A 16,494-nucleotide genomic window follows, 5' to 3' on the forward strand; every position below is an offset into this window, starting at 1 on the left:
CACAAATTCAAGGGCATGAAATACAAAATCTCTATCTGTTTATTCCTGTTATTTTGTTTCGCTGCAAAAAGTCAGGCCCCAAATATTCAATGGAAAAAGGCTTTCGGAGGCTCTCTTAACGATGTCGCCTACTCTGTAGCCCAGACTTCCGATGGAGGCTACATCATAGCAGGGACTACAAATTCCACTCAGGGAAATATAACTGTAAGCCATGGAAATGATGATTTGTGGATAGTAAAAACTGATGGGTCGGGAAATTTACAGTGGCAAAAATCATTCGGCGGCACAGGTAGCGAACAGGCGAGATCAGTGATAACAACTGCAGACGGTGGATACATTGTTGCCGGGTTTACCAGCTCAAACAATGGGCATGTTACATACAACCAGGGATCAAATGATTACTGGGTTATAAAACTGGATTCCACAGGAAATTTACAGTGGCAGAAAACCTACGGCGGAGGTGGTAATGACATGGCAAACTCTATCTGCCAAACCAGCGACGGAGGATATATTATTGCGGGGTTTTCTAATTCATCCTCAGGAGATATTACCAACCCTAAAGGTAATAATGATTATTGGATTGTAAAAACAGACGCATTGGGAAATCTTGTATGGCAGAAATCTTTAGGTGGAGACAACCATGATAAAGCAACAGAAATAAAACAAACAAAAGACGGTGGCTATATTGTTGCAGGAGACAGCACCTCATCAATTGGAGACCCTTCTACACCAACTTTTGGATTTAGTGACTTTTGGATTGTAAAAATTTCCACAACAGGAAATATTATTTGGGAAAAAAGATATGGAGGCTCTCAAAATGATTTTGCACATTCTGTAAAACCTACTACAGACGATGGTTTTATTGTGGCAGGATATACGTTTTCTGTAAACGGGCATATTTCAGGAAGTATTGGCCCCAGTGACGCCTGGCTGCTTAAGTTGGATCAGTCAGGAAATTTACAGTGGGAAAAATCATTGGGAGGACAGACTTATGATGCAGCAAGATCAGTTATTCAAACTTCTGACGGAGGTTATCTCATCGCAGGAGACTCTGCATCGACCAACGGAATCCCATCGGGTAATAATGGCACAATAGATTTTTATGTTGTAAAACTAAGCAGTACCGGAAATGTCATGTGGCATAAATGCCTTGGTGGTGATAACACAGATTTTGGAATGCAAATTATTCAGACCAGCGATGGCGGAGCTGTAATTGTGGGAGAAACAAACACTTTCAACAATGGTCAGGTGACAGGAAGTTTTGGTGGTAAGGACTTTTGGGTAGTAAAGCTGGAATCTGTCTTAAGCACAGAGGAAACACCTGCAAAAAATAAAATTTCAGTTTATCCAAACCCTACTAAAGACTTCATTCACATTGAAAATCTTCCGAATAATTCAACAGTTACGATGACTGATATCTCCGGCCGAAAAATATTTTCTGAAAATTATTCAGATGCCAAAATTTCTGTCGAAGTTTCGCAATACCAAAAAGGAATCTATATTTTGCAGGCAGAGCACGAAGGAAAGGAAATACTTACTCATAAAATTATCGTTTCAAAATAGTTTACTCCTGTTGAAATTATTTTAAGAAAAATAATATTTCTGACCACATTTCCGGCTATCACATTACGGAACAGATACCGAATACAGAATAAACACTAACAATTCAGTAAAAAATAAATATTTAAGGTATTAAATTTGCATTCATTCCCAAAATAATCCATTTTTATAATAATCTTAAAACTGAAAATTATGGCTGAAGTAATACAACAGGAAAAACACGGAAAACGCAGATCCAGACAAGCTTCCATCAGAGTCGATATGACACCGATGGTTGATTTAGGTTTTCTTTTAATCACATTTTTTATGTTTACCACCAATTTCTCAAAACCCAATACAATGGATGTGAAATTGCCCGCTAAAAACATTACAGATACAAAGACAGAAATCAATGAAAAAAATCAGATTACGTTCATTTTAGGCAAAGAAAACCGGATATTTTATCACCAGAGCAGCGAAGGCAAACTCAATTCTGAGAATTTGAAAGAAACAGAATTTACAGATGCCGGAATAACAAAAATTATAACGGAAGCATATAAAAATGCACCGCTGCAAGAGATTTTCACAGTAATCATTGAACCCACTCAGGATGCCAACTACAAAAACTTTGTAGATATCTTTGATAATGTTTCAGCATCACAAAAACTGCGTTATGGAATTTCAGAGCTTAAGCCGTGGGAAAAGACAGTTTATCAGAACATTTCCCAATAAATTTGACCTTAAAAATTAGGTTAAACCTAAACAAACTGATCTTAAAGCATTCCACCGCAAAGCATTTTCACTTTGCGGTTTTTTATTAAATTTGAGAAAATCTTTAAGATTAAAAATGAAATTTAAAACGGTAAACGGTTTAAATTTTGATGCTTCATACGCGACAAAAACCAACACTTATGCTTCACTTCGAAAAAACAGGAAACGGAAAAGAGACTTTGGTTCTTCTGCATGGTTTCATGGAAAACACGACGATATGGAAGGAAATGGAAACTTCCCTTTCTGATCAGTTTTCTCTTTTAAAAATTGATCTTCCGGGCCACGGAAAATCTGACATCATGGGAGAAATTCAGACAATGGAAATGATGGCAGACGAAGTCAACAAAGTTTTGGAAAATCAGAATCTTGAGAATATCCATTTGCTTGGACATTCGATGGGAGGCTATGTTTCACTCGCATTTGCTGAGAAATATGCTGAAAAACTGAAAACTCTAACTTTATTTTTCTCCACATTTCTGGAAGACGACGCAGAGAAAAAAGAACAGCGCATCAAAAGCTACAGAATCATCAAAGACGCTTTCCCACATTACGCAAGAGCAGGAATTCCAAACCTGTTCAACCCGAATGAAAGAGACGTTCTGGAAGGTAAAATTGAAACTGCTCTGGAAATTGCACTTTCTACTAATAATCTTGGTGCTTTAGCTTCTGTAAAGGGTATGGTGGAGCGTACAGACAAAAAACATATTCTGGAAAATTTAAATATTAAAATCCTGATTCTTGCAGGCAAACACGACAACGCAGTAAAAACAGAATCTTTACTCAAAAATCTTCCGGACAGAACCAATATCAAATCATACGTTCTCGATTGCGGACACAACGGGCACTGGGAGAAGCCCTCAATCTGTGCAGAAATCATTAATACAGAATTACTGCATCACCTACCTAAAAAATTAGTTTTATGAGAAAAACTATCTGGGTAATTGCAGCTGCATTACTTCTTAGCAATTGTAAAAAAGAGGTTTCGCCAACTCATAATGCTGTCGTAAACAGGACTACACAACAGCAGGATTCAGCTGAGACAGTTTCCAAAGCAATTGATTCAACCAGTCGCAAAGAAGCTAAAATCGAAACTTTTGATTTTATAACGGAACTGTGTACCAACAAAGGATATTTTGATTCCAATACATACTCACGCCGCGAAATTGAGGATACTTATAAGCTTTGGTTTAATCACGGGGGCATCTCATTAAGCACTCCTTCTGTTTTCAAACCTCAGGACTTGTATAAAGTACGTCGTGAAAAAGATGCAATTTTAGCAAAGCTCGACGCCGACTTTCTGAAAAGCAAAAAAAATCTGGAAAATCTTGTCGTTGTTAAAAATCCATACTGGCAAAACATCAAAAGTGCTTATCTGAAGATGCTGAAGCAGGATTACCAAAAGAATAAAATTCAAATTGAAAGTTTCTCCAATCCTTCGGTTTTGCTGAATAATTCTTTTACTAAAAACTGCCGGAATTACGCAAAAGCACTGAACGGTTCTGATGCTGAAATTATGGAAGAATGGAGAAAGCTCCGGGGAGAAATGAGCAAAAGAAATGGTAACCCAGCAAAAGTAATGCGTGATTTCGAAAGCAACGCCCAATCTGCAGACTGGAAAGATTTTGCAACGGCAGACTTAATCACCTTCGGTTGGGGAAACTGCGCCAATCAGGATGTGGAAAGACCTTTACATGACGAAAAAATGAATAAGCAATTTGAATCTTTGTTTACAAAAACCGATTCAGAATGTGACGAACCGTAAAAAACAGTATCTTAGTTACTCTTAAATTTATTCATGGGATTATTTTCATTTCAAAAAAAGAAGCCGGTTATCGGGCTTACTTTATCCGGCGGAGGAATGCGCGGAATCGCCCACATCGCCGTCCTCAAAGCCCTTGAAGAATACAGTCTGAAGCCGGACATCATCTCGGGAACCAGCGCAGGATCAATCATTGCAGCCTTTTACTCTTTCGGAAAAACACCTGACGAAATGATGGACATCGTGCGAAAAACCACTTTTTTCTCAAGATCATTTTTAAGGCTTTCCAAAAACGGAATTTTCAGCTCCAATTTCATCCTGAAACTTTTCACCGACTATTTTCCGGAGGATGATTTTAAAATCTTAAAAATCCCTGTTTACGTCGCCACAACAGAACTTACACATGGTATTGTGGATTTCTTTTCAGAAGGTGAACTTTTCGGGCCCCTTCTCGCTTCTTCCAGTGTTCCGTTTGTATTACCTCCCGTGAAAATGAATGACAGAATCTACGTCGACGGTGGTGTTTTAGATAACTTACCCATCGAACCGATTGTTGACAAATGTGATTTTTTAATAGCCTCTCACGTCAATTCCATCAGCTACGACAGTCTGGAAAAGATAAGTTTAATGAAAGAATTCGACAGAATTTTACACCTTGCCATTGCCAAATCGGTCTATGCGAAAGTCAATTCATGCGATATCTTTTTGGATCCTCCGAAAATGACGAAATTCAGTTTGTTCAATAAAAAATCTCTTGATATTATGTTTGAAGAGGTTTATGAATATACCTGTAAAGAGCTTGAAGAGAAGGGATACAGGAAGGTTTAGGTTAAGGTTAAGGTATAGATAGAACTAAGATTAAATTACAGGAAATATCTGAACTCAGTCGTTGATAAAATAACCCTGCCAGCGTTTTAAGTGCTGGCAGGATTATTTTTGTATGATAAAGTAGACTGATAATCAAATCGCAAATACTTTTATTTAAATTTAAATCACATTAAAATCCTTCCTCGACAACTCTTTCTTTGAAAGTTTTAATCGTTTGCTGAAGATTTTCGTGCGATTTCCCACCCGCGGCGTTGATGTGCCCGCCACCGTTGAAATATTTTCTTGAAAACTGATTTACATCGATCGCATCTTTACTTCTGAAAGAAATTTTAATAAAATCTTCATACAGATCTTCCATAAAAAATGCTGCCATCTTTACACCGAGAATGCTGAGACCATAGTTTACAAATCCTTCTGTATCACCTTTCTGGAAGCCATATTCTTTTAACTCATTTCTTGTGAGATATAAAACGGCGACGGTCTCATTTACCACTTCAATTCTTCCTAAAATTAAAGCCAGCAGCTGAAGACGCGTAATCGTGTTGGTATCCCAGGTACTAGAAGTAATCAGTGCCGGATCAGCACCTTTTTCGATTAAATTGGCAACAATTCTGTGGGTTGTTGCACTTGTAGAACGGAATCTAAAACCTCCTGTATCGGTCATTATTCCTGTATAAAGGCAATCTGCAACTTCTTTATTCACCAGATTTTCATCTCCCATCGCTTCGATAAAATGATAAATCATCTGGCAGGTTGCAGGAATGATGGTATCTGAATAAACAAAATCAAAATTCTCAGGTTGCTGATGATGATCAATCAAAATCTTTTTTGCATTTGCTTTCGTAAGCCAATCGCCCAGAATTCCGATTCTTGAAGGAGAATTAAAATCAAGACAGAAAATAACATCAGCTTCAAAAACAAGATCTGCAGCGACCTTTCTTTTGTATTCAGCAATGATATTTTTCTTTGCTTCCGGCATCCATTTTAGAAATTTAGGAAAATCGTTGGGCACTACTACTTCAGCAGAAATACCTTTTGCTGCAAGATAATGCTTCAGTCCCAAACTGGAACCAATCGCATCACCATCCGGATTGTAATGGGTCAGGATAACGATTTTGTTTTCAGGAGTTAAAAGGTTTTTGATTTCTGAAAGCTCTGCAGGTGTAAACATTTTTCTAAATTTGAGTTTCCAAAGATATGTTTAATTTGTCAATTAACTTCCGGTGGATTTGTGTTTAGGTTCATAAATCAACCTCAGAAAAGAGCTGAATCTCTGATCTTCGCGGTTAAGCGGAATACCCGTAACAATTCCCACCATCGTATTATCGGTAATACCCACACGCATCTGCGGCCTGATGGTCATATCAAAATCACCGCTGTGTATGGATTTATTGAATTCCACACCAATGAAATTGCGGGTTCCTGCAATCATATAATGGAAATTTGAATTGATTTCCCACGAAGTATGTGATGAAGAACTGCCAAAACTCTGATGTACTACCGGGCCGGTGTAAAGAAGCGTATGAAAATTATTGCCCCACCGTTTTGCAGCAACGAAAAAAGGATTGAAAATATTTCCGGTGAAAAACTTTCCCTTTCCATAATTTTTAAATTCAGTCATTTCAAACTCATGAATATAACCTAAGGCCATACTTGTACTGGATGCTTCAGAAACGAGAAAAGTATACTGTGCAGCCAGTTTCAGACCATTAAGTTTCGTGCCGGGACTATCTGCTGATGAATAAATACTGAACGGCAGTTCCACTTCAAGCCCCAAACGGTTGATGGGTGCCCACTCATACTCCACCAAAGCTTCGTACTTATCAAATTTATTGTTATCGATAAGACCCATTCCCAAATTCCATTCGCGTTCTCCTTTTCTTGCTCCCAAATCACGGATAAGATCGATGTAGAGCGGCTCCGCATGTAAAACTTTAAACGGTTTATGGCTGTCTTCCACCTCAGTAATATAAATACTGTCTTTGTACTCATTTTCGTTCTCGACCTGTGCTGAAAACGAAACAAAATGAAAAATTAAAATCAAAAAAGAAATTCTTCCAGTCATTGTGCAGAAATATTTAAAAAATTAATAATCTGCCGCAAATATAATAAAATGGTAATTTTTGGTGAGAGAGAATTAAAAACGGACAAAAATTTAGATTAAATATTTCAAAAAAGAAGTACATAAGTTTGTTAGATATAAAAATTTATATATCTTTGCAACCTGAAAAATAATAGATAATTACGCTTTAAACATATAGTAATGAGTAAAAGAACATTCCAGCCATCAGAAAGAAAGAAAAGAAACAAACACGGTTTCAGAGAAAGAATGTCTACGCCAAACGGTAGAAGAGTTTTGGCTGCTAGAAGAGCTAAAGGCAGAAAGAGTTTAACTGTAAGTGCTTCACGCGCTAAGAGATAATTCTTTATTATCATATACAAAACATGCTTGAAAATTATCTTTTCAGGCATTTTTTGTTGTTAAAATTTACTAAAATTCTGTAAAGTAAAATTTCTTTTTATTATTTTTAAAATCTTAAAACTGAAACATGCCACATAGCAATATCACGGGTGAAAACATCATCAATCTGGAACACGCAAAAATTGCCCAGAAAAACTTTACCGTTTTATCTGATGTAAATTTAAATATCAAAAAAGGAAGATTCTGCTATCTGATCGGAAAGACAGGTTCCGGTAAAAGCTCTTTACTTAAAACACTCTACGGACATATTCCTTTGGTTGGCGGACACGGTTCTGTTGTAGGATTTGATCTTGCAAAACTGAGAGCTTCAGAGATTCCCAATCTGAGAAGAAAATTAGGAATTGTATTTCAGGATTTCCAGCTACTGTCTGACAGAACAGTTGAAAAAAATCTGAAATTCGTACTTGAAGCAACCGGCTGGAGCGATAAAACAAAAATGGATGAACGCATCAACGAAGTGTTGAACAGCGTAAATATGAAGAGCAAAAAACACAAGATGCCTCACGAGCTTTCCGGTGGAGAACAGCAGCGTATCGCTATCGCCAGAGCCCTTCTGAACCATCCTGATTTGATTTTGGCAGATGAGCCTACAGGAAATTTAGATCCTGAAACATCCAATGAAATTATGACGCTTCTGAAAAAAGTTGCTGAAGACAGCCACACCGCAGTGGTAATGGCAACACACGATTACCATATGATTCAGAACTTCCCTGGAGAAGCAATCAGATGCGAGGACGGAAAGGTTTCTGTGCTGGATACAGCGGAACTGTTTGAATAGAAATTTAATTTGCTTTAAAAACATGAAACTCCTTTGTGAGTTCAAGATATTGGTCCGAGTATTGTCTCGGACTTTTTTCTATAATAAATTCAGATTCTTCGAAATTGTTCTCCTGCAAGGAAAATTCCAGAATAAATCTTTTTACAGCAGAATTTTCAATTCCTATGATATTGATTTTCCGGTTTAAGAACAGTCGATTTTCTCTGGCAGTTTCTATAAAATATGCTCCAGCTTCAGCAGGAATAATGACGGAGAAGGTTCCTTTGTCTGATAGAAGCTTTGCGGATTTTGAAATCAGCTGATTAAAATTCAATTCAACTGTCTGCCGTGCTATCTTATCTTTTTCTGAGGAGGATTCTTCAAAATAAGGAGGATTGGAAACAATTAGATCAAATTTTTCTTCGGTTTCAAAAATTTTTAAATCCTGCAGAATATTTTTTAATCTTAAATGGAATGGAGAATTTTTAAAATTAATTCCAGTTAGAACTGCTGCGTCTGGGTTGATGTCAATTCCTAACAAATCAGCCTGACTGTTTCTCTGAGCCAGCATTAAAGAAATCAGACCCGTACCTGTGCCTACTTCCAAAGCTTTGAGAGCACCATTTACATTTGCTAAAGCTCCCAGCAAAACTCCATCTGTTCCAACCCGAAAGACGTTTTTTTGCTGCTGAATATTAAAATGTTTAAAACTGAAAGGTTTCACTAAAGATTGGTAGGTAAAGTAATGATAAAAGTTGCGCCTTTTCCGACTTCAGATTTCACAGTGATTTCACCTTTATAATCTTCAATCATTTTTCTTACCATGGCAAGACCAAGACCCATTCCGCTGTTTTTTGAGGTGAAGTTGGGCTCAAATATTTTCTCAAACATTGCAGGATTAATTCCCACTCCATTGTCCTGAACTGAAATAACGACGCGGCGCTGATACTGCTCAATATCAATATTAATCATCATTTCACGCTCATCACTGCGTGCCTGAGTAGCATTCGTAACAAGATTGGTTATGATTCTGGAAAGGTAAACCTTGTCCATATTAATCATGATATTATTTTTATTGGCGTGCAGATAAATGAGATCGTCATTAAAGACGCCAAGTATATCGTTGATTTCAGTATTGAGGTTGATGACTTCATTATTTTTCTCCGGAAGTTTGGCAAATTCAGAAAACGCTGAAGCTACAGTGGCAATTACATCGATCTGATCAACCATGGTTTTGCTGAGCTGTTTTACTTTCTCAGCAACATTAGGATCCTGAGGATCAAATTTTCTCTCAAAGTTCTGAATTGTCAGTTTCATGGGAGTTAAAGGATTTTTAACTTCATGGGCAACCTGCTTTGCCATTTCCCGCCATGCCTCTTCGGATGCTTTAAACCGCAAACGTTCTTTCTGATTCTGAATCTGAAGAATCATCCTGTTGTATGCCTTTGCCAACGCATTAAGTTCATCGTTTTTATAATATCTGATAGGACGCATCTCATTCTCAAACAGAGTGATCCGTGTGATCATATCTGAGAACTTGGTAATATTTTTCGCGAGATTGTTAGACATCACCCAACTGAACCAAATACTGAAAATAATGAGAATTAAATCTACAATAGCCATGTAAATCAAAAACTGATGCAGCACATCAAGATAAGCAGATTCATTGTGATAAAGAGGAATATACATGATGCCAACCGGCTGTAGATTATTGTTATTCAACAGTAAATAAGAAGATGTAAAAACAGCGTCTTTTCCTGCATCATAACCCCGCACATCGTAGCGTGCTTTATCGGCAAGTATTTTATTGACAATAGCGAGAGGAATTTTTTTCTGCTCTACGAGACTTGAATCCCGGCTGGAAAGAAGATAATTTCCTTTTAAATCATAAATGATGACATCATGCTTATTAATATCTGCAATTTCAAAAGTTCTGTTACCTAAAACTCTTTTGAGATCACCGGTATCTACATTTTCCAAACTTAATGCATAGTCAAAGTAAGCCATTACAGTATTGGTCTTATTCTGCATGTCAATACGGCTTTGCTTCAGAGCATTATTCCGCAGTACAAAGTAGGGCACCAGAGAGGATGCTGCAACACTGAGAAGACAGACGAGAAGAAATCCGAAGAAAAACCGGTTTCTCAAACTGTATCCTTTATACTTATTTAATGGCATTCCTTTGTAGAAGTTTAGCTATATATTTACCTATAATATCAAATTCCAGGTTGACTCTGTCACCTGTTTTTAAAGAATTCATATTGGTAAATTCCCATGTATATGGGATAATAGCCACCGAAAATTCGAAATCATCACTTTTTGCAACCGTTAAACTAATTCCATTCAAAGTGATTGATCCCTGAGGGACAGTAACAAAGTTACCTTCTGAATTATATTTTACTGTAACAAAATAACTGCCATCTTTATTTTCTATTCCTGTAATTTCTCCTGTTTTATCCACATGCCCCTGAACGATATGCCCATCAAGCCGCCCGTTCATTACAGTACATCGTTCCAGATTCACCACAGAGCCAACTTCCCAGTTGCCTAAATTTGTTTTTTCTAAAGTTTCATTAATAGCAGTAACCACGTATTTTTCTCCTTCAGTTTTCACTACAGTGAGACAACACCCGTTATGGGCAAGGCTCTGATCGATTTTTAATTCCTGAGTAAAAGGGCACGATAATGTGAAATCTATATTGCTGCCGTTCCTTTCTATTTTCTCTACAACGCCTACCGCTTCAATAATTCCTGTGAACATATTATTTTTTGCTAAATTTGTAAAATTATAATCTTCAAAGATAATCAAAATGACCCCACAAAACCATAAAGTGCGAGTAGGAATTTCAATCGGTGATTTTAACGGTATCGGGCCGGAAATCATTATGAAATCTCTGAAAGACAAAGCCATCACAGACTTTTTTACACCAATTATTTTTGGTTCGGGGAAGCTTTTTACTTATCAGAAAAATATTTTTAAATTAAATTTAAATTTCAACTATATCACAGAAGCTTCACAAGCCCAGTCCGGGAAACTGAATATGGTGAATCTTGTGAAGGAAAATTCTAACGTAGAACTGGGAAAACCCACTGAAGAATCTACAAAAATGGCCATCGATTCTCTGGAAGCTGCAACAGAAGCTTTGATGAAAGGTGAAATTGACGTTTTGGTAACTGCTCCCATTAATAAAGATGAAATGGTGAAGATGGGTTTCAGGCATGCAGGTCATACAGGTTACTTTGAAGAGAAATTTAATAAAAAAGGTCTGATGTTTCTGGTGACAGAAGGTTTAAAAGTAGCCGTTTCCACACACCACATTCCTATTTCTCAGGTGGCGGAAAATATTTCAAAAGAAAAAATCAAGAAGCAGATCCGCGCTCTTAATCAGACTTTGATTGAAGATTTTGCGGTGACAAGGCCAAAAATTGCAGTTCTAGGTTTAAATCCTCACTCCGGTGACGGTGGCGTGATTGGAAATGAAGAAATAGAAATTATTTCCCCAGCCATAAAAGAACTTTCAGATAACGGCATCTTAGCATTTGGTCCCTACCCTGCCGACAGCTTTTTTCAACCGGAGAAATACAGAAACTTTGATGCTGTTTTAGCAATGTACCACGACCAGGGGCTGGCTCCTTTCAAAACAATTGCATACGAAGAAGGTGTAAATTATACTGCGGGATTACCATTCATCAGAACCTCTCCGGATCACGGAACAGCGTATGATATTGCCGGAAAAAATATCGCTGATGAACAGAGTTTCAGTGAAGCTATTTTCACTGCAATAAAGATTTTCAATCACCGTACAGATTATAAAGATTTGATGGAAAACCGTCTTAAACCTAAAAGAATGCCGTCTGACAACGGAATCGACGAAGATTTACCGGTAGGAAACGAAATGTAAAACCGTTAAAGGAATAAAAATTAATTTGTTATGTATTTTATTTGTAATATTAAAAAAATTGCATATTTTTGCACACTCATTTTATGGACAAGTTAAGAAACTATGATGTAAGCTTTTCCGGACTGAAAACCGGCAAGCACGAGTTCAAATTTGATATAGATAAAGGGTTCTTTCAATTATTTGACACTGAACAGGAGTTTACAAATCCTAGGATTGAAGTGGATGTTTTACTGGATAAACACACTACTTTTTTAGAATTTGAAATTAAAACTGAAGGTACTGTAGATCTGGTTTGTGATATCACCAATGATATTTTTACATATCCGATCGAAAACCAAATTGGTATTCTGGTAAAATTTGGGGAGGAATATGATGACAGCGAAGAAGATGTAATCACCATTCCTGCAAACGATCACGCTTTCAATATTTCACAGCTGATTTATGAAAATGTGGCGCTCTCGATACCTATGAAAAAAGTATCACCCAATGTGAGCGACGAAGATCTGGAAATACTGGAAAGATTCAGTCCGAAAGAAAGTGAAGAAGAGAAAGAACACGAAAGTGACCCGAGATGGGACGCACTGAAAAATTTAAAGAATAAAAATTAAATAATTTAATGATGAGATGATGAATCTCATCGCTCATCACTAAAAAAAGTTATTACAAAATGGCACATCCAAAGAGAAGACAGTCGTCTACAAGAAGAGATAAGAGAAGAACTCATTACAAAGCTGTAGTTCCTCAATTGGCTAAAGATGCAACATCAGGTGAAATGCACCTTTACCACAGAGCTCACTGGCATGAAGGAAAATTATACTACAGAGGAAAAGTAGTAATGGAAAAAGAAGTAGCGAATACTGAAGAAAACTAAGAGTCGTTTTCACCCGAAAACACTCGTTTTAATACAAAAACCGCCCGATTTTGATAAAATTTGGCGGTTTTTTGTTGTTTTTTATGTTTTTTTGGTATCTTTGACCCAAATCAAATATCAATTTTTATGGACATTAAAGACATACAGAATCTTATCAAGTTTGTATCTAAAGCTGAGGTTTCAGAAGTAAAATATAAGACTAAAGATTTCGAAATCACCATTAAAACACCACTTGGAGGCAATGAGGTAAGCTATGTTGCTCAACCGCAGATGTATCAGCAGGCTCCACAGCAGCAAGCTCCGGGACACGCTCCTGCTGCAGTTTCTGCAACTCCTGAAAAAACTGAAGCTGCTTCTGATGACAGCAAATTCATCACAATCAAATCTCCGATGATCGGAACTTTCTACAGAAAACCATCTCCTGATAAAGATGTTTTTGCCAACGTTGGAGACGAAGTTTCTGTTGGAAAGGTGGTTTGTGTAATTGAAGCAATGAAGTTATTCAACCAGATTGAGTCTGAAGTAAGCGGTAAAATCGTTAAAATCTTAGTTGACGATGCTACTCCTGTAGAATACGACCAACCATTATTCTTAGTAGATCCATCTTAATTATAATTGATTAATGATGATTGATAATTGAAGAAAAAATCAATTTCAAATTTCAAATTAATGTCAGTCTGAGCCTAGCCGAAGACTCAAATTTCAAATTAAATTAAGATGTTCAAAAAAATATTAATTGCCAATCGTGGCGAAATTGCAATGCGTATTTTACGTACTTGTAAAGAGATGGGAATCAAAACTGTTGCGGTATACTCTACTGCCGACAAAGACAGTCTTCACGTGAGATTTGCTGACGAGGCTGTTTGTATCGGTCCTGCGATGAGTAAAGATTCTTACCTGAAAATCCCAAACATTATTGCTGCTGCAGAGATTACCAATGCAGACGCCATTCACCCGGGTTACGGTTTTTTATCTGAAAACGCTAACTTCTCAAGAATCTGTCAGAAAAACGGTATCAAATTTATTGGTGCTAGCCCTGAACAAATTGAGAGAATGGGAGACAAAGCCAACGCCAAAGCGACCATGAAAGCAGCAAACGTACCTTGTGTACCGGGTTCTGAAGGTCTAATTGAATCTTATGAGCATGCTGTAAAAACTGCTGAAGAAACAGGATATCCTGTTATGATCAAAGCTACTGCCGGTGGTGGTGGTAAAGGAATGAGAGCGGTATGGAAAGCTGAAGATTTAAAAGAACACTGGGAATCTGCCATTCAGGAAGCAGTTGCAGCCTTCGGAAACGGAGGAATGTACATGGAAAAACTGATTGAAGAGCCAAGACATATCGAGATTCAGGTTGCAGGTGACCAATTTGGTAAAGCTTGCCACCTTTCTGAAAGAGACTGCTCTGTACAGAGAAGAAACCAAAAGTTAACCGAGGAAACGCCTTCTCCATTTATGACTGACGAACTACGTGAGAAAATGGGTGAAGCAGCCGTGAAAGCAGCAGAATTTATCGGTTATGAAGGTGTTGGAACCATTGAATTCCTTGTAGACAAGCACAGAAATTTCTATTTCATGGAAATGAATACGAGAATTCAGGTGGAGCATCCGATTACTGAGCAGGTTATTGATTACGATTTGATCAGAGAGCAGATTCTTTTGGCAGCGGGAACTCCTATTTCAGGAATTAACCATTATCCGAAATTACATTCAATTGAATGCAGAATCAACGCTGAAGATCCTTACGCTGATTTCAGACCTTCACCGGGAAAAATCACAGGATTAAATATTCCTGGAGGACACGGAATCAGAGTGGATACACATGTTTATTCAGGATATACTATTCCTTCAAACTACGATTCAATGATTGCAAAACTGATCACAACGGCACAAACCCGTGAAGAAGCGATTGCAAAAATGAAACGTGCTCTGGAAGAATTCTATGTAGAAGGTGTAAAGACCACAATTCCTTTTCACAGACAGTTGATGGAAGATGAAGCTTATCTTTCCGGAAACTACACAACAAAATTCATGGAGAGTTTTGTAATGGACAGAAAATATGACAATCATTAAGATTACATTTTAATAAAACTAAAACCGCCCCATAACTGAGGCGGTTTTTCTTATTTTAAAGCTGAGGATCTTTGGTATTTTTGAATTATTAATATACTCTTTGTTGTGCTTTGAAAAACAGGAATTATTTTTTGAAGAAGCCACACGAAAGGATTCGTGCAGTAGCAGGGGGCATAAAGATTTAGAAACATTGTTTAAAACTAAATAAAAATGGAAATAGAATATTTAAAATTAATGAAAAAAAATCCAGAAATTGACGATAGAATCAATGAGGGTATTATCGAAAAACAAATTGCAGAAATGGAATTATTTGCTAAACACAAATTTCCAGATGCTTATCGTGAGTTTTTGTTTTTAGGTGGTGAGAATGATAATGTGACAATTTTCAGATTCTTCTAGCTATGGAATTTATAAAGATCTTCGCGCATCTGTTGAAAGTATATTAGAAGATGATGGCTTTAGAATGGAGAAGGATTTTTGGGTAGTTGCAGCTTTAGATGGTGGTCAACAGTTTGATTTTTTCTTTTATGATGAAGGTGAGAATCCACCGATGTATTATTATTGTTCGTATTTGGGCGAGTTTGATGATAATATATTCGGTGAAGGCCCTGGCATTAGGAAAATTAGCGATTCTTTCACAAAATATGTAGAAAAGAGAATCAAAGCTCATAAGTCTTAAATTAATAACCCCTGCTGCCGCGCGAAATGTAATTCGACGTAATCCCCGGCTGCCGCACGAAAGGATTCGTGCGGCAGCCGGGGTGTCACTAACTCTGGAACAGTACTATTTTCCCTAATAATAAAAGTGTGGTTTATTGGAGATAAGTACAAAATATTTTTTTTCTTTTTTCTGTATATAAATATATTTGTAATCTTTTAATTTTTCTACTTGAAAATTGATAACTAATTCTGGCAAATTAATTTTTAAATCTTTTTTCGGCAGCTCATTAAAAGAATAATTTTTTGCCAATCCAATAGTATTATCTGTTGTTATATTATCATTATATTTTTCCTTTGAATCTATTAGAATTCTAACATTTTCATCTTTAAATCCTGATTCAAAAAATATATTCAACCTCTCCTTTACATCAAATCTTTTTTCCATTTCGTTTAAAATTATACTTCTGTCTTCATAAACATACTCAATACTTTGAGATTTACAAGAGACAAAAGATAAAGATGAGAAGACTAAAAAGTAACTTAACTTATAATGATTCTGTAGAAAGGAATGTAAATCATTTGTTTTCATTTATTGGGATTTTTATAGTTGTTGGTATGCATTTTTGCATTTCATTTAATAGTATGGGTGTTATTTTTGATCCATCGTTCATAATATTATCGTACGTCATAGAACTTACTACTTCCCACGCCGCCGCACGAATCCCTTCCTGTGGCTTTTTATTTTAACGACATTTTCTAAAATTGCAATTTTATTTATCTTTATAAAAACATAAAGATGAGCAGAAATTACAAATTCCACAATCCCGAAGGTTTATATTTCATAAGTTTTGC

Annotated in this window: 20 protein-coding genes; 14 read left to right on the forward strand and 6 right to left on the reverse strand. The window is 36.7% G+C overall.

Annotated elements, in window-relative coordinates:
• Positions 1–15: 15 nt before the first annotated feature.
• The 5 genes from ASG21_RS01820 to ASG21_RS01840 all read left to right on the forward strand — a co-directional run bounded on the left by ASG21_RS01820 (position 16) and on the right by ASG21_RS01840 (position 4,897).
• Positions 16–1,563, forward strand: coding sequence for a T9SS type A sorting domain-containing protein (locus ASG21_RS01820; RefSeq protein WP_056074993.1), 1,548 nt, complete (start codon positions 16–18; stop codon positions 1,561–1,563).
• Between the two features lie 189 nt (positions 1,564–1,752).
• Complete coding sequence (locus ASG21_RS01825; RefSeq protein WP_056074994.1) at positions 1,753–2,271, forward strand: biopolymer transporter ExbD; 519 nt, start codon at positions 1,753–1,755, stop codon at positions 2,269–2,271.
• 179 nt (positions 2,272–2,450) lie between these two features.
• Entirely contained in the window at positions 2,451–3,233 is a 783-nt protein-coding gene (locus ASG21_RS01830) for an alpha/beta hydrolase (RefSeq protein ID WP_056075002.1), read from the forward strand.
• Complete coding sequence (locus ASG21_RS01835) at positions 3,230–4,072, forward strand: hypothetical protein (RefSeq protein WP_056075005.1); 843 nt, start codon at positions 3,230–3,232, stop codon at positions 4,070–4,072. The genes ASG21_RS01830 and ASG21_RS01835 overlap by 4 nt, the downstream gene beginning before the upstream one ends.
• A gap of 33 nt (positions 4,073–4,105) precedes the next feature.
• Positions 4,106–4,897: a patatin-like phospholipase family protein gene (locus ASG21_RS01840; protein ID WP_056075008.1), complete on the forward strand. Its 792-nt coding sequence runs from the start codon at positions 4,106–4,108 to the stop codon at positions 4,895–4,897.
• A 169-nt stretch (positions 4,898–5,066) separates the two neighbouring features.
• Here the strand turns inward: ASG21_RS01840 and ASG21_RS01845 are convergent, their stop codons facing one another.
• Both ASG21_RS01845 and ASG21_RS01850 read right to left on the reverse strand, forming a co-directional pair.
• Entirely contained in the window at positions 5,067–6,068 is a 1,002-nt protein-coding gene (locus tag ASG21_RS01845; RefSeq protein ID WP_056075011.1) for a bifunctional oligoribonuclease/PAP phosphatase NrnA, read from the reverse strand.
• A 42-nt stretch (positions 6,069–6,110) separates the two neighbouring features.
• Positions 6,111–6,962: an HAEPLYID family protein gene (locus ASG21_RS01850; RefSeq protein WP_241773431.1), complete on the reverse strand. Its 852-nt coding sequence runs from the start codon at positions 6,960–6,962 to the stop codon at positions 6,111–6,113.
• Positions 6,963–7,160: 198 nt separating this feature from the next.
• Here ASG21_RS01850 and rpmH point away from each other — a divergent pair, with 198 nt between their 5' ends.
• Both rpmH and ASG21_RS01860 read left to right on the forward strand, forming a co-directional pair.
• A complete protein-coding gene (gene rpmH / locus ASG21_RS19820) occupies positions 7,161–7,319 on the forward strand; it encodes a 50S ribosomal protein L34 (RefSeq protein ID WP_040997588.1) in 159 nt (52 codons plus the stop codon).
• A 127-nt stretch (positions 7,320–7,446) separates the two neighbouring features.
• Positions 7,447–8,157 carry an ATP-binding cassette domain-containing protein gene (locus tag ASG21_RS01860; RefSeq protein WP_056075017.1) on the forward strand — a complete coding sequence of 237 codons (711 nt, stop codon included), beginning with the start codon at positions 7,447–7,449 and terminating at the stop codon, positions 8,155–8,157.
• A 4-nt stretch (positions 8,158–8,161) separates the two neighbouring features.
• Here the strand turns inward: ASG21_RS01860 and ASG21_RS01865 are convergent, their stop codons facing one another.
• Genes ASG21_RS01865 through ASG21_RS01875 form a run of 3 tightly spaced genes read right to left on the reverse strand, consistent with a single transcriptional unit; the run spans position 8,162 to position 10,897 of the window.
• Entirely contained in the window at positions 8,162–8,860 is a 699-nt protein-coding gene (locus ASG21_RS01865) for a methyltransferase (RefSeq protein ID WP_056075019.1), read from the reverse strand.
• Entirely contained in the window at positions 8,860–10,314 is a 1,455-nt protein-coding gene (locus tag ASG21_RS01870; RefSeq protein WP_056075022.1) for a HAMP domain-containing sensor histidine kinase, read from the reverse strand. Before ASG21_RS01870 ends, ASG21_RS01865 begins: the two co-directional genes overlap by 1 nt.
• Positions 10,301–10,897 carry a riboflavin synthase gene (locus ASG21_RS01875; protein WP_056075253.1) on the reverse strand — a complete coding sequence of 199 codons (597 nt, stop codon included), beginning with the start codon at positions 10,895–10,897 and terminating at the stop codon, positions 10,301–10,303. The genes ASG21_RS01870 and ASG21_RS01875 overlap by 14 nt, the downstream gene beginning before the upstream one ends.
• A gap of 49 nt (positions 10,898–10,946) precedes the next feature.
• On the opposite strand from ASG21_RS01875, the gene pdxA reads away from it, so the two are divergent.
• The 7 genes from pdxA to ASG21_RS01910 all read left to right on the forward strand — a co-directional run bounded on the left by pdxA (position 10,947) and on the right by ASG21_RS01910 (position 15,661).
• A complete protein-coding gene (pdxA, locus tag ASG21_RS01880; RefSeq protein ID WP_056075024.1) occupies positions 10,947–12,038 on the forward strand; it encodes a 4-hydroxythreonine-4-phosphate dehydrogenase PdxA in 1,092 nt (363 codons plus the stop codon).
• An 83-nt stretch (positions 12,039–12,121) separates the two neighbouring features.
• A complete protein-coding gene (locus tag ASG21_RS01885) occupies positions 12,122–12,646 on the forward strand; it encodes a DUF177 domain-containing protein (protein WP_056075027.1) in 525 nt (174 codons plus the stop codon).
• Positions 12,647–12,705: 59 nt separating this feature from the next.
• Positions 12,706–12,909: a 50S ribosomal protein L32 gene (gene rpmF / locus ASG21_RS01890; protein WP_056075030.1), complete on the forward strand. Its 204-nt coding sequence runs from the start codon at positions 12,706–12,708 to the stop codon at positions 12,907–12,909.
• A gap of 126 nt (positions 12,910–13,035) precedes the next feature.
• Positions 13,036–13,518 (forward strand): acetyl-CoA carboxylase biotin carboxyl carrier protein, encoded by a 483-nt coding sequence (gene accB / locus ASG21_RS01895; protein ID WP_056075033.1) that lies wholly within the window; start codon positions 13,036–13,038, stop codon positions 13,516–13,518.
• Positions 13,519–13,626: 108 nt separating this feature from the next.
• Entirely contained in the window at positions 13,627–14,982 is a 1,356-nt protein-coding gene (gene accC / locus ASG21_RS01900) for an acetyl-CoA carboxylase biotin carboxylase subunit (RefSeq protein WP_056075035.1), read from the forward strand.
• 210 nt (positions 14,983–15,192) lie between these two features.
• Positions 15,193–15,381, forward strand: coding sequence for a hypothetical protein (locus ASG21_RS01905; protein WP_056075037.1), 189 nt, complete (start codon positions 15,193–15,195; stop codon positions 15,379–15,381).
• Between the two features lie 64 nt (positions 15,382–15,445).
• Positions 15,446–15,661: a hypothetical protein gene (locus ASG21_RS01910; protein ID WP_056075040.1), complete on the forward strand. Its 216-nt coding sequence runs from the start codon at positions 15,446–15,448 to the stop codon at positions 15,659–15,661.
• A 114-nt stretch (positions 15,662–15,775) separates the two neighbouring features.
• Here the strand turns inward: ASG21_RS01910 and ASG21_RS01915 are convergent, their stop codons facing one another.
• Positions 15,776–16,087: a hypothetical protein gene (locus ASG21_RS01915; RefSeq protein WP_056075043.1), complete on the reverse strand. Its 312-nt coding sequence runs from the start codon at positions 16,085–16,087 to the stop codon at positions 15,776–15,778.
• Positions 16,088–16,494 lie beyond the last annotated feature (407 nt).

It is taken from the genome of Chryseobacterium sp. Leaf394, from assembly GCF_001424105.1.
In the GTDB taxonomy this organism is placed as follows: Bacteria; Bacteroidota; Bacteroidia; order Flavobacteriales; family Weeksellaceae; genus Chryseobacterium.

Bases quoted from the DNA above. Each gene is read 5' to 3' on its own strand.
- ASG21_RS01820 (WP_056074993.1), top strand. From the start codon at position 16: ATGAAATACAAAATCTCTATCTGTTTATTCCTGTTATTTTGTTTCGCT.
- ASG21_RS01825 (WP_056074994.1), top strand. From the start codon at position 1,753: ATGGCTGAAGTAATACAACAGGAAAAACACGGAAAACGCAGATCCAGA.
- ASG21_RS01830 (WP_056075002.1), top strand. From the start codon at position 2,451: ATGCTTCACTTCGAAAAAACAGGAAACGGAAAAGAGACTTTGGTTCTT.
- ASG21_RS01835 (WP_056075005.1), top strand. From the start codon at position 3,230: ATGAGAAAAACTATCTGGGTAATTGCAGCTGCATTACTTCTTAGCAAT.
- ASG21_RS01840 (WP_056075008.1), top strand. From the start codon at position 4,106: ATGGGATTATTTTCATTTCAAAAAAAGAAGCCGGTTATCGGGCTTACT.
- ASG21_RS01845 (WP_056075011.1), bottom strand. From the start codon at position 6,068: ATGTTTACACCTGCAGAGCTTTCAGAAATCAAAAACCTTTTAACTCCT.
- ASG21_RS01850 (WP_241773431.1), bottom strand. From the start codon at position 6,962: ATGACTGGAAGAATTTCTTTTTTGATTTTAATTTTTCATTTTGTTTCG.
- rpmH (WP_040997588.1), top strand. From the start codon at position 7,161: ATGAGTAAAAGAACATTCCAGCCATCAGAAAGAAAGAAAAGAAACAAA.
- ASG21_RS01860 (WP_056075017.1), top strand. From the start codon at position 7,447: ATGCCACATAGCAATATCACGGGTGAAAACATCATCAATCTGGAACAC.
- ASG21_RS01870 (WP_056075022.1), bottom strand. From the start codon at position 10,314: ATGCCATTAAATAAGTATAAAGGATACAGTTTGAGAAACCGGTTTTTC.
- ASG21_RS01875 (WP_056075253.1), bottom strand. From the start codon at position 10,897: ATGTTCACAGGAATTATTGAAGCGGTAGGCGTTGTAGAGAAAATAGAA.
- pdxA (WP_056075024.1), top strand. From the start codon at position 10,947: ATGACCCCACAAAACCATAAAGTGCGAGTAGGAATTTCAATCGGTGAT.
- ASG21_RS01885 (WP_056075027.1), top strand. From the start codon at position 12,122: ATGGACAAGTTAAGAAACTATGATGTAAGCTTTTCCGGACTGAAAACC.
- rpmF (WP_056075030.1), top strand. From the start codon at position 12,706: ATGGCACATCCAAAGAGAAGACAGTCGTCTACAAGAAGAGATAAGAGA.
- accB (WP_056075033.1), top strand. From the start codon at position 13,036: ATGGACATTAAAGACATACAGAATCTTATCAAGTTTGTATCTAAAGCT.
- accC (WP_056075035.1), top strand. From the start codon at position 13,627: ATGTTCAAAAAAATATTAATTGCCAATCGTGGCGAAATTGCAATGCGT.
- ASG21_RS01905 (WP_056075037.1), top strand. From the start codon at position 15,193: ATGGAAATAGAATATTTAAAATTAATGAAAAAAAATCCAGAAATTGAC.
- ASG21_RS01910 (WP_056075040.1), top strand. From the start codon at position 15,446: ATGGAGAAGGATTTTTGGGTAGTTGCAGCTTTAGATGGTGGTCAACAG.
- ASG21_RS01915 (WP_056075043.1), bottom strand. From the start codon at position 16,087: ATGGAAAAAAGATTTGATGTAAAGGAGAGGTTGAATATATTTTTTGAA.